This is a genomic window from Kitasatospora sp. NPDC028961 (assembly GCF_055564815.1).
Window position 1 is genome coordinate 206,840 of sequence record NZ_JBVHVO010000009.1, and the last position, 16,891, is coordinate 223,730.

A 16,891-nucleotide genomic window follows, 5' to 3' on the forward strand; every position below is an offset into this window, starting at 1 on the left:
GGCCCATGTGGTTGCTCTTCCTGATCCCGGCCTGCGTCAGCGCGGTGCTCTCCTGCATCCGGCTGGTCCGGATGACCGCCACCGCCGACGCGCTCGCCGGACAGGAGGGGCCCCGGCCGCCCGAGGCGGTCGGCATCGGCCTGTACGAGACGGCCTACCTGGCGGGCGGCCCGGACCGGGTGGTCGAACTGGCCCTGGTCCTGATGGCCTCCCGGGGCCGGCTGCACCTCGCCCACACCGGCTGGACCACCGTCGTCGACCCCAGGGGCCGCAGCCGACTGGAGCGGGCGGTGGTCGCCGCCGTCGGGCCCAGGGGCCAGTGCCGGACGGACGACCTGCGCCGGGTGATGTCCGTCCACCCGACCGTGCTGGAGATCGGCGGCCGCCTCGCACTGGCCGGTCTGGCCACCCCGGCGCCGGTGCAGCGGCAGACCGTCCTGGTGATCCGCCAGGTCCGGCAGGCGATGCTGCTCACGCTGGTGCTGCTGGCGGCCGCGCTGGCGGTCGGCGGCTTCTCCGGCGGCGACGCGCTGGCACCGCTGGCCTGGTTCTCCCTGCCGCTGGTGCTGACCGCGGGCACGCTGCTGATGGCCCGGGTCGACGTCTACCCCTACACCCGCTGGGCCTCCCCGGTCGGCCAGGAGGTGCTGCGCGAGGTCCGGCCGCCGCGCCAGCACGGCCTCACCGACGACGACGAGCGCGAGCTGCTCACCGCCGTCGCGATGATCGGCTCCGCCGCGCTGCCGGACGCCCGCCTCCGCGCGGCCCTGCGCCCGCACCGGAGCTGACCCGCCGACGGCCGAGGGGCCGGCCGCTCCCCTCGACGGGAACGGCCGGCCCCTCGGGCGGAGGCGTCAGACCAGGCCGTTGAGCAGCTCGCTGACCGGCTTGCGGCGACCCGTGTAGAAGGGGACCTCCTCGCGGACGTGCAGCCGGGCCCGGGAGGGGCGCAGGTCGCGCATCAGGTCGACGATCCGGTGCAGCTCGTCCGCCTCGAAGGCGAGCAGCCACTCGTAGTCGCCGAGCGCGAACGAGGCGACCGTGTTGGCCCGCACGTCCGGGTAGCCGCGCGCCATCTGGCCGTGCTCGGCGAGCATCGCGCGCCGCTCGGCATCCGGCAGCAGGTACCACTCGTAGGAGCGGACGAAGGGGTAGACGCAGACGTAGTCGCGCGCGCGCTCGTCGGCCAGGAAGGCCGGGATGTGCGACTTGTTGAACTCGGCCGGGCGGTGCAGCGCCATGTTGGACCAGACCGGCTCCAGCACCCGGCCGAGGCCGGTGCGGCGGAAGCGGTTGTACGCCTCCTGGAGGTCGTCGGAGTCCGCCGCGTGCCACCAGACCAGGATGTCGGCGTCCGCCCGCAGACCGGAGACGTCGTAGGTGCCGCGCACGGTGACGTCCTTCGCGGCGAGCTGCGCGAACAGCTCGTCGACCTCGGCGGCCAGCGCCGTGCGGTCCTCGGGCAGCTCACCCTTGAGCTTGAACACCGACCACATGGTGTAGCGGATGACCTGGTTCAGGTCGCGCGCCTTCTTCTTCTCGGGCTGCTGCTCCGGCTGCTGCTCAACGGTCTCAGTCATGCGCCCATTGTCCTCTCCGTGACGTTCTCCCCGGTCGCCGGGGTCAACAGTTCGTCGAGCGCGGCGACGGCCGCCCGCGCGCTCCCGACGCAGGCCGGGATGCCCACGCCGTCGTAGGCCGCGCCGCAGACGGCCAGCCCGCCCACCCGGCCGACCGCGGCCCGGATCCGGGCCACCCGGTCGAGGTGGCCGACGGGGTACTGCGGCAGGCCGGCCCGCCAGCGGGTCACCGCGGTGTCGTACGGGCGGGCGGTCAGACCGATCGCCTCGCCCAGGTCGGCCAGCGACCGCGCCACCAGCTCCTCGTCCGACAGCTCCAGCGGCTGCTCCTCGCGCAGCCGGCCGAGCGAGGTGCGCAGCACGAAGCTGTCGGGGGCCGAACGCGCCAGCCAGCCCCACTTGTTGGAGGAGAAGGTGGACGCCTTGATCCGGCGGCCGTCCACCGGCGGCACCAGGAAACCGCTGCCGGCCGGCGGCGTGGGCAGCTCGGTCCGCCGAAACGCCAGGGTGACCAGTGCCATCCCCGCGTACTCGACCGCGTCCAGCTCGACGGCCGCCCCCGGCGCGTCCGCGCGCAGCAGCCGGGCGGCGGCGGGCGCGGGCACCGCGAGCACCACGGCGTCCGCCTCCAGCGCCCCGCCGCCGGCGGTCACCACCCGCCAGCCCCCCGGGGTCCGGTGCAGCCCCTCCACCGCGGTACGGGTGCGCAGCTCGGCACCGGCCCGGGCGCAGGCCGCGGCGACCGCCTCGGGCAGCGTGCCGAGACCGCCGCGCAGGCCCTGGAAGACGGGGGTGCCGACGGTGCGCGGCCGGTTGGCGAGCTCGTGCACGCCCTCGACCAGCGAGCCCCCGCCGCGCGCGATCTCCAGTAGCTGGGGCACGGCGGCGCGCAGCGAGATCTCGTCGGCGTGCCCGGCGTAGACGCCGCCGAGCAGCGGTTCGACCAGCCGGTCGACCACCTCGCGCCCGAGCCGGTCCGCGACGTACCGCCCGATCGCGACATCGTCCCCGACCTCGGTGGCGCCCTCGTGCCGGGCCCGCTCCAGGCCCTCGGCGCTGAGCACCCCGGAGGCGGCGAGCGCCACCAGGTCACCGGGGACGCCCATCACCTGGCCGCCGGGCAGCGGCCGCAGCGCGCCCCTGGTCCAGATCGCGGCCTTGGCGGTGGTGGGCGGCTCCAGCTCGCCGCCCAGCCCGACCGCCCGCGCCAGCTCGACCGCCTCCGGCCGCCGCGCCAGCATCGACTCGGCCCCGAGGTCCACCCGGACCCCGCCGACCTCTCCCCCGTACAGCTTCCCGCCGAGCCGGTCGGAGGCCTCCAGCAGCGTCACCCGCGCCCGCGCGGCCCCGCCGGCCGCCCCGCTGAGAAAAGCGGCCGCGGCCAGCCCCGCGATACCGCCACCGATCACGACGACCTGTGCTTGCGACATGCCCCGCAGTCTCGCAGGTCCTTACATCAATGCCTCAATCCGCCCGCTTCCGGACAGGCACGAGACCGTCGAGGTCGAGATCGACGGCGAACGGCACCGGCCGCCGCAACCGCCCCCGGAAGATTCCCGCCGGCGCGTAGGAGGAGGTACTGGCTTCGAGCTCGAAGACGTGCACCACCGGCAGGCCGTTCTCCTCCTCGACCACCCAGTAGTGGGGGATCCCGGCCTCGGCGTACTTGCGGACCTTGACCACGCGGTCCCGATGGGCCGACTCGGGCGAGACGACCTCGACGACGAGCGACACCTGCTCCGGGGCGAACCAGGTGCGGTCAGGGTCGAACTCCGCGCTGACGGCCAGCAGATCCGGCTCCGGACGGTTGCGTCGGTCCAGCTTGACCGTCATTTCGCGCTCCACGATGACCCCGTCCGGCACGAGCGCCTCCAGCGCTCCGGTCAGGACGGTGACGACCCGGCTGTGCCAGGAGCGCTGCGGCCGCGTCCTGAAGACCAGTGTTCCGTCGATCAGCTCGGTGTGGCGCGGCGCCCAGGACAGGTGGTCGAGGTCCTCGGCGAACCACCCCTCCGCGCGGGGCGCGTCCGTCCGGTCCGGCAGCTCACCCATGGGGCCACGCTAGCGGCGGAGGCGGCCCGCGGCCCTCCGCTCACCCGAACGAGCGACTGCGGGCCGGGCCCTTGACCGGCGTACGGCCGAGTCGTGATCGAGCTGCGACCTCCGGGGCGGGTCCGATCGCGGGCGGCGGCCGTCGAATGGTCCGGGCGCCGGAGGACGCGGCGCCGCAACCGTGGACTGGGAGGGGTCGGTCGTGGGACGAGGACGGCGCGGAGCGGGGGCACTGGCGGCGGTGGCCGTGGTGGCGGTGCTGGCCGGTGGGTGCGGCGCGGACGGTGGCGGGGCGAGGGAGAGGTCGGCCGCGGCCCCGGCGGGCGATGCGGCGGGCCCGGGCGTGGCCGCGTCGGCGGCGCCGAAGGCCGCGCCCGCTCCGGGCGCCGCCGCCGGGGCGTCGGCCGCGGTGCCGGTGGTGGACACCCGGCAGATCGCGTACAGCGCGCAGCTGTCGGTACGGGTGGCCAGGGCGGACGCCGCGCTGGCGCGGGCGCGCGAGCTGGCGCTGGCCGCCGGCGGGTACGTGGCGAGCGAGACGGTGACCGGTAGCGGCGGGCAGCCCGCCGACGGCGTGGCCGGACCGCAGAGCGGTCAGCTGACGCTGAAGGTGCCGTCGGCGGCGTTCCAGCAGACCCTGGACCAGCTGGCCGGGCTGGGCGAGGTGCTGTCCCGCCGCAGCCAGGCGGACGACCTGACCCAGCAGGTCGCCGACGTCGGCAGCCGGGTGCAGACCCAGCAGGCGAGCGTCGACCGGGTCCGGGCGCTGATGGCGCAGGCGAAGACGCTGGCCGAGATCACCAGCCTGGAGGGCGAGTTGAGCCGCCGCGAGGCGGATCTGGAGTCGCTGCAGAAGCAGCTGAAGGAGCTGTCGGCGAAGACGTCGCTCTCCACGGTCACGCTGGACGTGCGGCAGAGGACGGAGACCAGGGCACCGGACGGGGAGGCCGCCCCGGCGAAGAAGGACGGCTTCTGGCACTCGGTCGGCTCGGGCCTCGGCAGCGGCTGGGACGTCCTGGTCGCGATCGTGCGCGCACTGGCGGTCGCGGTCGCGGCGGCGGCGCCGTTCCTGCTGGTGCTCGTGCCGGTGGTGGCGGTGCTCCGGCTGGTCCGGCGGCGCCGGACGCCCGCGCTGCCGCCGAAGCCCACCGAGCCGCCGCGGCGCGGGGAAAGCGGGGAGAGCGGGCACGGCGGGCAGAGCGGGGAGGCCGCGAACGAGGAGGAGGCGCAGCGGCGGGAGGCCTGAGCACGACGGTGGCGGGCCCCCGACACCCGGGGACCCGCCACGCGGTCGGTCAGCGCGCGCTGGCCTCGTGCACGAAGGCGACCAGCCGGCTGAGCGCGTCCGGGTCCATGCTGGGCAGCACGCCGTGGCCGAGGTTGAAGATGTGGCCGCTGGTACCGAGCGCCTGGGCGGCGTGCAGCACCTCGCGGGCCTTGGTCTCGACCGCCTTGGTGGGCGCGAAGAGGACGGCCGGGTCCAGGTTGCCCTGGAGCCCCTTGCCGGGGCCGACCCGCTCGGCGGCGACGTTCAGCGGCACCCGCCAGTCCACGCCGACGATGTCCGCGCCGGCCTGGCCCATCAGACCGAGCAGCTCACCGGTGCCGACGCCGAAGTGGATCCGCGGCACGCCGTACCCGGCGACCGCGTCGAAGACCTTGGTGCTGGACGGCATCACCGAGCGGCGGTAGTCGTCGGGGGCGAGCGCGCCCACCCAGGAGTCGAAGAGCTGCACGGCGGAGGCGCCGGCCTCGATCTGCACCTTCAGGAAGGCGGAGGTGATGTCGGCCAGCCGGTCGAGCAGGGCGGCCCACAGCTCGGGCTGCCCGTACATCATGGCCTTGGTGTTCTCGTGGTTCTTGGACGGCCCGCCCTCGATCAGGTAGCTGGCGAGGGTGTAGGGCGCGCCGGCGAAGCCGATCAGCGGGGTGCCGCCGAGCTCGTCGACGAGCAGGCCGACCGCCTCGGTGATGTAGGGGACGTCGTCCGGCTCCAGCGGGCGCAGCCGCTTGAGGTCCTCGGCGGTGCGGATCGGGTCGGCGATCACCGGGCCGATGCCGGGCTTGATGTCGACGTCGATGCCGACGGCCTTGAGCGGCACCACGATGTCGCTGAAGAAGATCGCCGCGTCGACCTTGTGCCGGCGGACCGGCTGCAGGGTGATCTCCTTGACCAGCTCGGGCCGCATGCAGGAGTCCAGCATCGGGATGCCCTCGCGGACCTTCAGGTACTCGGGCAGCGAGCGGCCGGCCTGGCGCATGAACCACACCGGGGTGTGGGGCACCGGCTCGTGCCGGCAGGCCCGCAGGAACGCGGAGTCGTGCGCGGCGCCGCGTCGCACGGAGGGCTGCTGACCGGTGGGGGTGCCTGCCTGAGTGACTGCCGTGGTGTCTGCCGTTGTCTCGCTCACGGTTCAAATCTTCGCACGCGCCCCGGACCCGGCTCCCCGCCCGGGCTCGTCGGTTCCTCCAAGATCTGGTCGGTTTGCCGTCCCGGCACGCCGCGCGGGCAGAAGTTGCGGCGATTACCCCGGCCTTCGACCTAGTCTTCGGGGCATGGCAGCGGTCGGCGGGCACCCCGCACAGGGTGGCGGAACAGGTGGCGGAACGGGTCGGGAGGCGGCGCCGAGCGAGTTCCGGGCCGCGGTCGAGGCTCTGACGGCGGCGCGGCTGCGCCCCGAGCTCGAACTCTCCCCCGCCCCGGCGCCGCGCCGGCTCGCCCCCCACGCGTTCGCCCTGACCGCCTCGGTGGAGGTGGACGGCGACGAGCTGGCCGACGGCCGGCTGGTGCTGCTGTACGACCCGGCCGGGCAGGAGGCCTGGAACGGGGACTTCCGCGTGGTGACCATGACCCGGGCCGAGCTGGAGCCGGAGATGGCCGGCGATCCGATGCTCTCCGAGGTCGGCTGGGCCTGGCTGATGGACGCGCTGCAGGCGCACGGCGCCGGGTACGCGGAGCCGTCCGGGACGGTGACCAGGTGCGCCTCGCAGTACTTCGGCGCCCTGGCGGACCGCGAGTCGTCCACCGAGATCGAGATCCGGGCCTCCTGGACGCCGGCCGACGGCCGCTTCGAGCGGCACCTGGCCGCCTGGGGGGACCTGCTCTGCATCAGCGCCGGTCTGCCCCCGGTCGCGCCCGCGCCGCAGCCGGCCGTCGACGTGCCGTCACTCGGTGGGGTGGTCCCGATGCCCGCCCGCCGGCGCCCGCGCTCGCACTGACGGGTGGTCCGCGGCCACCGGCGGCGGTACCGGACCCAGCGCCACCCCCAGGGCTGACGGAGTGTGGCTTCGGACCCGCTCTGCGGCAATTTGTCCGGCCTGACGTGATGCCTGACGTGACCGATTCATGCCGACTCTGATCGATTTTGTACGAATTCCAGGCATGTCGTATCAGTCACCTGCGCGATTTGTCCGTATTGTTACTCACTAGATCGTGATCTTTCGCTAAAGCCGGGCACGGTAGCTGCCGAAGCAGACTGTGACCCTTTCCAAACGCGGAACACTCCGACCGCCCCATCGGGGTTCCGTCCGCCACTCCCCGCAGGAGGCCTGGTGTCGGTCCTTCTTGAGCACCCCGCAAACGTGGTCGCCTACCGGCCGACCAAGCCCACCGCCATGGTGGTCATCGCTGACCCCCGTGTCCGAAACACCGTCACCCGCCACCTCTGGGCGCTCGGCGTCCGAGACGTGATCGAGGTGTCCTCGATCGCCGAGGCCCGCCCCCGGGTCTCCACCCCACGCGACATCTGCGTCGCCGACGTCCACCTCCCGGACGGCTCCGGGCTGACCATCCTGGCCGAGACCCGCGCCGCGGGCTGGCCCAACGGCCTCGCGCTCTCCGCCGCCGACGACATCGGCGCGGTCCGCAGTGCGCTGGCCGGCGGCGTCAAGGGCTACGTGGTCACCGGTACCCGCACCAACGTGGCCATGCCGGGTCGCCCCGGCCTGCCGCTCGGCGCGGGTGGTCTGGCCGGCCGGATGCGCCGCCCCGGCATGCCGGGGATGCCCGGTGCCGCCGGTGCGCCGGGCGCCCCCGGAGCTCCCGGTGCGCCGGGCGCGCCGGGTACCCAGCAGTCCGCCTACCGCGAGCTCTCCGGCCGTGAGGTCGAGGTGCTGCGGCTGGTCGCCGAGGGCCAGTCCAACAAGGCCATCGGCGTCGCGATGGGCCTGTCCGCGCTCACCGTGAAGAGCCACCTGGCCCGGATCGCCCGCAAGCTGGGCACCGGTGACCGGGCCGGGATGGTCGCCGTCGCGCTGCGCACCGGCATCATCCACTGAGCGATCGGTGGGCCGCTGCGGCGGTCCTGGAGGAACGTTTCCTCCAGGACCGCCGCAGCGGCGTCCGGACGGCCCCGCGGCGGCGTCACCGCGACCCCCCGCCGCCGCTCCGGACCGCCCCCGGTCCCGGACCTCGGGAGCGGGGACGGCGCAGGCCGCCCGGTGGCATAGTCACGAACCCGGTCTGACCAGTCCGACAACACTCCTGGCCCCGAGGTCCGTCGTACCCTTGGTGAGTGACCGACGCCGTAGCAGCCACCCAAGAAGAAGCAGCCCCGGTCCCGCTCCTCGAACCGAAGGAGGGGATCCCGCCAGTCGTGGCGGACGAGGAGGCGCTGGCCGCCACCGTCGCCGCCTTCGCAGCGGGCACCGGACCGGTCGCCGTGGACGCCGAGCGAGCCTCCGGCTACCGCTACGGCCAACGGGCGTACCTCATCCAGCTGCGCCGCGCGGGCGCCGGCACCGCACTGATCGACCCGATCGCCTGCCCCGACCTCAGCGGGCTCGGCGCCGCCCTCGCGGACACCGAATGGGTGGTGCACGCCGCCACCCAGGACCTGCCCTGCCTGGCCGAGGTCGGGATGCGGCCGCAGCGGCTCTTCGACACCGAGCTGGCCGGACGGATCGCCGGCTTCGCCCGGGTCGGCCTCGGACCGATGACCGAGAGCGTGCTCGGGCTGAGCCTGGCCAAGGAGCACTCCGCCGTCGACTGGTCCACCCGCCCGCTGCCGGAGCCGTGGCTGCGCTACGCCGCTCTGGACGTCGAGGTGCTGGTCGAGCTGCGGGACGCACTCGAACAGGAGCTGGACGCCCAGGGCAAGCTCGGCTGGGCGCTGGAGGAGTTCGCGGCGATCGCCGCCGCACCCCGCCCGGCCCCGCGCACCGACCCCTGGCGCCGCACCTCGCAGCTGCACAAGGTCCGCCGGCGCCGCCAGCTCGCCGTGGTGCGCGAGCTCTGGCTGACCCGGGACCGGCTGGCGCAGGAGCGCGACGTCTCGCCCGGCCGGGTGCTCTCGGACGCCGCGATCGTCAACGCCGCGCTGGCCATGCCGCTGAACATCGCCGCCCTGCAGGCCGTCCAGGGCTTCGGGCCCCGGGTCCACCGCCGCCAGCTGGAGCAGTGGCTGGCCGCCGTCCAGCGGGGCCGGGAGGTCCCGGAGAACCAGCTGCCGCCGGCCGCCGCCCCGCACGACGGCCCGCCGCCGCCGCGCGCCTGGGCCGAGAAGGACCCGGTCGCGGCCGCCCGGCTGTCCGGGGCCCGGGCCGCGGTGAGCGAGCTGGCCGAGGCGCGCAACCTGCCGGCCGAGAACCTGATCACGCCGGACCTCGTCCGCCGGGTCTCCTGGGAGCCGCCGGCCGACCCGAGCGCGGTCGGCGTGGCCGCCGCGCTGCGCCGGCTGGGCGCCCGGCAGTGGCAGGTCGACCTGGTGGCACCGGTCGTGGCCGCGGCCTTCGTCAAGGCCGCGGAGGTCGAGCCGGAGTAGCCCGCGGGCCGGACCGGAGACCGTGGCAGCGGCGGAACGCTGCCGCGGCGGAGGGGATGCCGTCGTGCGACGGCATCCCCTCCGTCGTGTCCGGGCGGCCGCCCGCGCGCCCCGGCGCCACCGCTGCCGGGCTCCGCCGGGAGGACGTGTCGGGGGACACACGGGGTGAACCGGCCGTCGGGCCTGGGCAGGTTGGTTACCGGCGGGTAGCATGACGGTGAAGCAGCGCCGCTCACGTGCCCCCGTGCGACGGACGGCGGCAGCCTGCCCACCTCAACCTGTTGGTCCCTGGGAGGAGAGCCCCCGTGCCTCGTACCGCGAGGGACGTCGTCTTCGTCGATGGCGTCCGCACCCCGTTCGGCAAGGCCGGCCCGAAGGGCATCTACCACGAGACGCGCGCCGACGACCTCGTCGTCAAGTGCATCCGGGAGCTCGTGCGCCGTAACCCGAACCTGCCCGTCGAGCGGATCGACGAGGTCGCCATCGCGGCCACCACGCAGATCGGCGACCAGGGTCTGACCATCGGCCGCACCGCGGCCCTGCTGTCCGGCCTGCCGAAGTCCGTTCCCGGTTACGCCATCGACCGCATGTGTGCGGGCGCGCTGACCGCCGTGACCACGACCGCCGGCGGCATCGCCTTCGGCGCGTACGACGTGGTCGTGGCCGGCGGCGTCGAGCACATGGGCCGTCACCCGATGGGCGAGGGCGTCGACCCGAACCCGCGCTTCGTGTCCGAGAAGCTCGTCGACGAGTCCGCCCTGTTCATGGGGATGACCGCGGAGAACCTGCACGACCGGTTCCCGCACATCACCAAGGAGCGCTGCGACGCCTACGCCGTGCGCTCGCAGGAGAAGGCCGCCAAGGCGTACGCCAACGGCGACATCCAGCCCGACCTGGTGCCGATCTCGGTCCGCAACTCCAACCCCGAGGTCGGCGAGACCGGCTGGGGCCTGTCGACCACGGACGAGCCGATGCGCCCGGGCACGACGATGGAGTCGCTGGCGGGTCTGAAGACCCCGTTCCGCCCGCACGGCAACATCACCGCGGGCAACTCGGCCGGTCTGAACGACGGCGCCACCGCGTCGCTGCTGGCCGCCGAGGACGTCGCCGAGGAGCTCGGCCTGCCGGTCAAGATGCGCCTGGTCTCGTTCGCCTTCGCGGGCGTCGAGCCCGAGGTGATGGGCATCGGCCCGGTGCCGGCCACCGAGAAGGCGCTGGCCAAGGCCGGTCTGACCATCGACGACATCCAGGCCTTCGAGGTCAACGAGGCCTTCGCCGTCCAGGTGCTGGCCTTCCTGGACCACTACGGCATCGCGGACGACGACGAGCGGGTCAACCCGTTCGGCGGTGCGATCGCCTTCGGCCACCCGCTGGCCTCCTCGGGCGTGCGCCTGATGAACCAGCTGGCCCGCCGCTTCGAGCAGCGCCCGGACGTCCGTTACGGCCTCACCACGATGTGCATCGGCTTCGGCATGGGCGGCACCATCATCTGGGAGAACCCGCACTTCGAGGGTGGTAAGTGACCATGAGCACCACGACTGAGCTGCTGCAGCAGGGCGCCGAGCTGTTCCCCGGCGAGGTCGTCACGACCGCGCACGTCCGCCACCTGGACCTGCCGCTGCAGGCCGGCCGGCTGGCCCTGATCACCCTGGACAACGGCTTCGACCACACCAAGCCGACCACCTTCGGCCCGGGCTCGCTGCTGAAGCTGTCCACCGCGCTGGACCAGGTCGAGGCCGAGGCCGCCGCGGGCACGATCGTCGGTGTCGCGATCACCGGCAAGCCGTTCATCTTCGCGGTCGGCGCCGACCTCAAGGGCGTCGAGATCCTCAAGGAGCACGCGGACGCGCTGGCCATCGGCAAGGGCGGCCACGAGGTCTTCAAGCGGATCGCCGCGCTGCCCGTCCCCTCCTTCGCCTTCTACAACGGCGCGGCGATGGGCGGCGGCGTCGAGGTCGGCCTGCACGCCACCTACCGCACCGTCAGCGCGGGCGTCCCGGCGTTCTCGCTGCCGGAGGTCTTCCTGGGCCTCGTCCCCGGCTGGGGCGGCTGCACCATCCTGCCGAACCTGATCGGCCCCTCGAAGGCGATCAAGGTCATCATCGAGAACTCGATGAGCCAGAACAAGCAGCTCAAGGGCAAGGACGTGTTCGAGCTGGGGATCGCCGACGCGATCTTCGAGCCGGCCGACTTCCTGGAGCAGTCGCTGCTCTGGGCCGCCAAGGTGCTCACCGGCGACGTCGTGGTCGAGCGCGAGGCGATCGACCGCGGCAAGGCCTGGGACGACGCCGTCGCCTGGGGCCGGCTGGTCGCCGACTCCAAGGTGCACGGCGCGGCCCCGGCCGCCTACAAGGCGCTGGACATCATCCAGCAGGTCAAGGACGCCGACCTGCAGGCCGGCTTCGACGCCGAGGACGCGGCGCTGGCCGACCTCATCATGAGCGGCGAGCTGCGCAGCGGCATCTACGCCTTCAACCTGGTGCAGCGCCGGGCGAAGCGTCCGTTCGGTGCGCCGGACAAGTCGCTGGCCCGCCCGGTCACCAAGGTCGGCGTCGTGGGCGCCGGTCTGATGGCCTCGCAGCTGGCGCTGCTGTTCGCCCGCCGGATGGAGGTGCCGGTGGTCCTCACCGACATCGACCAGGAGCGCATCGACAAGGGCGTCGGCTACGTCCACGCCGAGATCGACAAGCTGCTCGGCAAGGGCCGGATCGGCCAGGACAAGGCCAACCGGCTCAAGGGCCTGGTCACCGGCTCGCTCGACAAGGCCGCCGGCTTCGCCGACGCGGACTTCGTGATCGAGGCCGTGTTCGAGGAGATGGGCGTCAAGCAGAACGTCTTCGCGGACCTGGAGAACGTGGTCTCGCCGACCTGCGTGCTGGCGACCAACACCTCCTCCCTCTCGGTCACCGAGATGGCCTCGAAGCTGAAGCACCCCGAGCGGGTCGTCGGCTTCCACTTCTTCAACCCCGTCGCGATCCTGCCGCTGCTGGAGATCGTCCGCGGCGAGCAGACCGACGACGCCGCGCTCGCCACCGCCTTCGGCGTCTCGAAGAAGCTGAAGAAGACCTCGGTGCTGGTCAAGGACGCCCCGGCGTTCGTGGTGAACCGGATCCTGACCCGCTTCATGGGCGAGATCCAGGACATCATCGACGAGGGCACCCCGATCGCCACGGTCGAGAAGGGCGTCGAGCCGCTCGGCCTGCCGATGTCCCCGATCGTGCTGCTGGAGCTGGTCGGCCCGGCCATCGCGCTGCACGTCTCGGAGACGCTGCGCGGCGCCTTCCCGGAGCGGTTCACCGTCTCCGAGAACCTCGGCCGGGTGGTCAAGGCCGGCAAGCGCGGCTTCTACACCTGGGTCGACGGCAAGCAGGTGCTCGACCCCGAGGTGCTGGAGCTGCTCACCTTCGGCGACACCTTGCTGACCGAGGAGCAGGTGCTGAACCGCGCTCTGGAGGCCGTCGCGCAGGAGATCGGCCTGATGCTGGAGGAGGGTGTCGTCGCCGAGGCGCAGGACATCGACCTCTGCATGATCACCGGCGCCGGCTGGCCCTTCCACCTGGGCGGGATCACCCCGTACCTGGACCGTGAGGGCGTCTCGGAGCGGGTGAACGGCAAGCGGTTCCTCGCCCCCGGCGTGGCCTCGGTGCCCGCCTGAGGCGTAGGCCCCGTACGACGCGGGAGCCCCGGTGACCTCAGGGTCACCGGGGCTCCTGCGCGTCGTGGCGGGGGGTGGGCGCTCTCGGCGGGGCCGGGGGCCCGGGTGACAGGGGCCCGAGGGCCCTGTCACGCGCCGGGCGCGGTCAGCGCTTGAGGCGGTAGACCACGGTGTCGGCGAAGACGCCGACCATCTCGTAGTGGGTGTCCAGCAGGTTCTCGATCTTCGGGATCATGCCGGGCTGGTAGGGCGCCAGGCCGGAGTCGTCCACGACGATCTCGGGCAGGCCCTTGGCGATCTCCCGGTCGAAGGTCTGCCAGGCGTTGCTGACGCTGAACTGCTCGCCGACGTTGGCGTTGCCGTCCTTGCCGCCGCTGAAGTTGGTCAGGAAGCCCGCGGTCAGGTAGCGGGTGGCCGGCTTGCGGTCGGCCAGCCAGTACAGCTCCGGGTGCATGCCCCAGACCAGCACGGTGTCCTGCGGCTTGCTCTGCGCGGCGACCGCGGTGGCCACCTCGGTGGTCCGGGTGAGCCGCTCCCCCGGCCAGGCCAGCGCGAGGCCCCAGAACACCGTCGCGGCGGCCGTGGTGTACACCAGGACCGGTTTCCAGCGGATCGCCGAGGTGGCGACCGCGCCGGTGCCCAGCAGCACCAGCGGGGGCATCAGCTGCAGGTAGTAGTGGCCGAAGAAGTGGAACCCGACGCTGACCGCGACCACCGAGGAGAGCAGCCAGACCCAGAGGTCGGTGGTGGAGCCGTGCTCCTCCCCGGCGACCGGCAGCGGGCGGTGGCGGTGCTTCAGCCAGAGCCGGCGGCCGACCGGCAGCAGGAAGCCCAGGCCGGCGCCGACCAGGATCGCCGAGTTGCCCAGCGCGCGGCCGGCCATCTGCAGCCAGGCGCCGCCCACCGAGGCGTAGTCCCCGCTGCCGGTGACCACCCAGAACAGGAAGCCCTTGGGTTTGGTGAGGATCACCGCGACCAGCGCTATCGGCAGGGTGAAGCCGAATCCGATCTTGAACAGGGCGGGCGGCCAGCGGACCCCGCGCCGGCGGGCGTCCTGGAACAGCATCCAGAGCACCGGCAGCAGGACGGCGCCGCCGGTCTGCTTGGTCAGCGAGCAGAGTGCCACCGCGATGCCGGCGGCCAGCCAGCGGCGGCGCTCGGCGTACCGGAAGGCGGCCACCATGGCGGGCAGCATGAAGACCTCGAAGGTCGCCGCCTGGGTGTCCTCCGGGGAGAGCCCGATGGAGACCAGCAGGTAGAGCAGACCCGCCCCGGCGCCCGCCCGGTTGCCCCAGCGGCCGCGGGCGATCGAGGCCAGCAGGATCGCGGTGACCAGGTGGGCGACCACCGCCAGGGTGCGCAGCGGCCAGAGCGAGGCGGAGCCGAAGACGGCGAAGCAGGCCTGGTAGAGCCAGGGCAGCAGCGGCGGCTTGCGGTCGACCACGGTGTCGTAGAGGACGCCGCCGTCCGCCAGCATCCGGGCCTGGGTGGCCAGGAACCCCTCGTCGGGGCTCCAGACCGGCCGGACGAAGGAGGGGATGTGGGTGGCGAGCGCGACCAGGGCCAGCACCGGCACCAGCCTCGTCCAGTAACCCTGGCGGACGCGGTCGGGCAGGCGCTCGGCAAGCCCGACGAGGCGGGGGCGGGTGGGGGTCGGCACGGATGACAACCTACCGGGCGGGATCGGCGCGGGCAGCGCCGGTCCCGCCTTTCGGTGCGATTATCAGCCTGTCTTGCGACGAACTGTTGCCCAGTTGTGGCAAACGGCCGCGGACCGGGCGGCTCAGGCCCGGACGGCCGCCACGTCCAGCCGGGAGACCAGGGCCGTCACCTTGCGGGCGATGTCCGGGGCGGTGAGACCGATCTCGGCGAGGATCTCGGGCCGCGAGGCGTGGTCCAGGAACTCCTGCGGGATGCCGAAGTCGCGCACCGGGACGTCCACCTCGGCGTCGCGCAGCGCCTGCGCCACGGCGGCGCCCACACCGCCGACGCGGCCGTTGTCCTCGATCGTGACGACCACGCGGTGCTCGGCGGCCAGGCCCGGCAGGGCGCGGTCCACCGGCTTGACCCAGCGCGGGTCCACCACGGTGGCGGTGACGCCCTCGGCCGCCAGCAGGTCGGCGACCTCCAGGCTCGTCGCGGCCATCGCGCCGACCGAGACGATCAGCACGTCGGCGCGGCGCTCCTCGGCCGGGGCCTCGGGGGCGCGCAGCACGTCCATGCCGCCGATCCGGCCGACCGCGGGGACGGCCGGGCCGACCGTGCCCTTGGAGTAGCGGACCACGGTCGGGGCGTCCTCCACCTCCACGGCCTCGCGCAGCTGGGCGCGCAGCTGGTCGGCGTCGCGCGGGGCGGCGAGCCGCAGACCGGGGACGACCTGGAGGATCGACATGTCCCACATGCCGTTGTGGGAGGCGCCGTCGGTGCCGGTGACACCGGCCCGGTCCAGCACGAAGGTGACGCCCAGCCGGTGCAGCGCCACATCCATCAGGACCTGGTCGAAGGCCCGGTTGAGGAAGGTCGCGTAGACCGCGAACACCGGGTGCAGGCCGTTGGTGGCCATGCCGGCCGCGCTGGTCACGGCGTGCTGCTCGGCGATGCCGACGTCGAAGATCCGGTCCGGGAAGGCCTTGGCGAACGGGGCCAGGCCGACCGGGTGGAGCATCGCGGCGGTGATGCCGACGATGTCCTCGCGCTCGCGGCCGAGCGCGACCATCTCCTCGCCGAAGACGGACGTCCAGTCCTTGCCGGCGCTCTTGATCGGCAGGCCGGTCTCCGGGTGGATCACGCCGACCGCGTGGAAGCGGTCCTCCTCGTTGTTCTCGGCGGCGTGGTAGCCACGGCCCTTCTCGGTGAGGCAGTGCACGATCACCGGGCCGCCGAAGCCGCGCGCCTTGGTGAGCGCGGACTCCAGGGCGGTGAGGTCGTGGCCGTCGATCGGGCCGATGTACTTGAGGCCGAGGTCCTCGAACATGCCCTGCGGGGCGATGAAGTCCTTGAGGCCCTTCTTGGCGCCGTGCAGCGTCTCGAAGAGCTGCTGGCCGACCACCGGGGTGCGCTGCAGGGCGTCCTTGCCCCAGGAGAGGAAGCGCTCGTAGCCCTGGGTGGTGCGCAGCGTGGCCAGGTGGTTCGCCATCCCGCCGATGGTCGGGGAGTAGGACCGCTCGTTGTCGTTGACGACGATGACCAGCGGGCGGTCCTTGGAGTCGGCGATGTTGTTGAGCGCCTCCCAGGCCATGCCGCCGGTGAGGGCGCCGTCGCCGATCACGGCGACGACCGGGTCCTTCTTCCCCTGGAGCTGGTTGGCCTTGGCCAGGCCGTCGGCGTAGGAGAGCACGGTCGAGGCGTGCGAGTTCTCGATGACGTCGTGCTCGGACTCGGCGCGGGAGGGGTAGCCGGAGAGGCCGTCCTTCATCCGCAGCCGGGAGAAGTCCTGGCGGCCGGTGAGCAGCTTGTGGACGTAGCTCTGGTGGCCGGTGTCGAAGAGGATGCGGTCGCGCGGCGAGTCGAAGACCCGGTGCAGCGCGACGGTCAGCTCCACGACGCCGAGGTTGGGCCCGAGGTGGCCGCCCGTCTTGGAGACCTCCGTCACCAGGAAGGTCCGGATCTCCTGGGCCAGCGCGGCCAGCTGTCCGGGCGTGAGCCGGTCGAGATCGCGCGGTCCCCGAATGCGGGTCAGCAGGGCCACCCGTTCCTCCTCGTTCAAAGTCGCGGACCGCGGGCGGTCCGACGGGCCTCGCTGCCCGTGTGCCGTCGCGCCGATCGGTCTCGGCGGTGCGCCGACCGGTCGAGTCTAATGTCCGCCTACCGGACACCGAGCGGGGTGCCCGGTGCCGGCGGCC

The 16,891-nt window shown here is 73.4% G+C and carries 13 protein-coding genes; 7 read left to right on the plus strand and 6 right to left on the minus strand.

Going from position 1 to position 16,891, the window contains the following annotated elements:
* Window positions 1-5: 5 nt before the first annotated feature.
* A complete protein-coding gene (locus ACZ4UX_RS19125) occupies window positions 6-788 on the plus strand; it encodes a TIGR04222 domain-containing membrane protein (RefSeq protein ID WP_465707532.1) in 783 nt (260 codons plus the stop codon).
* 66 nt (window positions 789-854) lie between these two features.
* Here ACZ4UX_RS19125 and hemQ read toward each other — a convergent pair whose 3' ends face one another.
* From hemQ to ACZ4UX_RS19140, 3 genes are read right to left on the minus strand one after another with little or no spacing between them, the layout of a single operon-like run.
* On the minus strand, window positions 855-1,580 hold the full coding sequence (gene hemQ / locus ACZ4UX_RS19130; RefSeq protein WP_329489986.1) for a hydrogen peroxide-dependent heme synthase: 726 nt from the start codon (window positions 1,578-1,580) through the stop codon (window positions 855-857).
* Complete coding sequence (hemG, locus tag ACZ4UX_RS19135) at window positions 1,577-3,010, minus strand: protoporphyrinogen oxidase (protein WP_465707485.1); 1,434 nt, start codon at window positions 3,008-3,010, stop codon at window positions 1,577-1,579. The genes hemQ and hemG overlap by 4 nt, the downstream gene beginning before the upstream one ends.
* Window positions 3,011-3,044: 34 nt before the next feature.
* Window positions 3,045-3,632 (minus strand): Uma2 family endonuclease, encoded by a 588-nt coding sequence (locus ACZ4UX_RS19140; RefSeq protein ID WP_465707486.1) that lies wholly within the window; start codon window positions 3,630-3,632, stop codon window positions 3,045-3,047.
* Between the two features lie 202 nt (window positions 3,633-3,834).
* Between ACZ4UX_RS19140 and ACZ4UX_RS19145 the strand changes: the two genes are divergently transcribed.
* Window positions 3,835-4,878, plus strand: coding sequence for a DUF4349 domain-containing protein (locus ACZ4UX_RS19145; protein WP_465707487.1), 1,044 nt, complete (start codon window positions 3,835-3,837; stop codon window positions 4,876-4,878).
* A gap of 49 nt (window positions 4,879-4,927) precedes the next feature.
* Here ACZ4UX_RS19145 and hemE read toward each other — a convergent pair whose 3' ends face one another.
* The gene (hemE, locus tag ACZ4UX_RS19150) at window positions 4,928-6,043 is read right to left on the minus strand and encodes a uroporphyrinogen decarboxylase (RefSeq protein ID WP_380392239.1); all 1,116 of its coding nucleotides are present in this window, start codon (window positions 6,041-6,043) and stop codon (window positions 4,928-4,930) included.
* Window positions 6,044-6,188: 145 nt separating this feature from the next.
* Between hemE and ACZ4UX_RS19155 the strand changes: the two genes are divergently transcribed.
* The 5 genes from ACZ4UX_RS19155 (at window position 6,189) to ACZ4UX_RS19175 (ending at window position 13,049) form a co-directional block, all read left to right on the plus strand.
* Window positions 6,189-6,851 (plus strand): DUF3000 domain-containing protein, encoded by a 663-nt coding sequence (locus tag ACZ4UX_RS19155; RefSeq protein WP_329489983.1) that lies wholly within the window; start codon window positions 6,189-6,191, stop codon window positions 6,849-6,851.
* A 333-nt stretch (window positions 6,852-7,184) separates the two neighbouring features.
* Complete coding sequence (locus tag ACZ4UX_RS19160; RefSeq protein ID WP_329489982.1) at window positions 7,185-7,910, plus strand: response regulator transcription factor; 726 nt, start codon at window positions 7,185-7,187, stop codon at window positions 7,908-7,910.
* A gap of 236 nt (window positions 7,911-8,146) precedes the next feature.
* Entirely contained in the window at window positions 8,147-9,394 is a 1,248-nt protein-coding gene (locus ACZ4UX_RS19165; RefSeq protein WP_352288091.1) for a ribonuclease D, read from the plus strand.
* A gap of 305 nt (window positions 9,395-9,699) precedes the next feature.
* Window positions 9,700-10,917 (plus strand): thiolase family protein, encoded by a 1,218-nt coding sequence (locus ACZ4UX_RS19170; protein WP_329489980.1) that lies wholly within the window; start codon window positions 9,700-9,702, stop codon window positions 10,915-10,917.
* Between the two features lie 2 nt (window positions 10,918-10,919).
* Window positions 10,920-13,049 carry a 3-hydroxyacyl-CoA dehydrogenase NAD-binding domain-containing protein gene (locus ACZ4UX_RS19175; RefSeq protein WP_465707488.1) on the plus strand — a complete coding sequence of 710 codons (2,130 nt, stop codon included), beginning with the start codon at window positions 10,920-10,922 and terminating at the stop codon, window positions 13,047-13,049.
* Between the two features lie 145 nt (window positions 13,050-13,194).
* Here the strand turns inward: ACZ4UX_RS19175 and ACZ4UX_RS19180 are convergent, their stop codons facing one another.
* Entirely contained in the window at window positions 13,195-14,709 is a 1,515-nt protein-coding gene (locus tag ACZ4UX_RS19180; RefSeq protein WP_352288085.1) for an ArnT family glycosyltransferase, read from the minus strand.
* Between the two features lie 123 nt (window positions 14,710-14,832).
* On the minus strand, window positions 14,833-16,737 hold the full coding sequence (dxs, locus tag ACZ4UX_RS19185) for a 1-deoxy-D-xylulose-5-phosphate synthase (RefSeq protein ID WP_465707489.1): 1,905 nt from the start codon (window positions 16,735-16,737) through the stop codon (window positions 14,833-14,835).
* Window positions 16,738-16,891: the final 154 nt, after the last annotated feature.

Coding starts and splice junctions, on each gene's coding strand:
- ACZ4UX_RS19140 (WP_465707486.1), bottom strand. CDS start 3,632: ATGGGTGAGCTGCCGGACCGGACGGACGCGCCCCGCGCGGAGGGGTGG.
- ACZ4UX_RS19175 (WP_465707488.1), top strand. CDS start 10,920: ATGAGCACCACGACTGAGCTGCTGCAGCAGGGCGCCGAGCTGTTCCCC.
- ACZ4UX_RS19125 (WP_465707532.1), top strand. CDS start 6: ATGTGGTTGCTCTTCCTGATCCCGGCCTGCGTCAGCGCGGTGCTCTCC.
- hemG (WP_465707485.1), bottom strand. CDS start 3,010: ATGTCGCAAGCACAGGTCGTCGTGATCGGTGGCGGTATCGCGGGGCTG.
- ACZ4UX_RS19155 (WP_329489983.1), top strand. CDS start 6,189: ATGGCAGCGGTCGGCGGGCACCCCGCACAGGGTGGCGGAACAGGTGGC.
- hemQ (WP_329489986.1), bottom strand. CDS start 1,580: ATGACTGAGACCGTTGAGCAGCAGCCGGAGCAGCAGCCCGAGAAGAAG.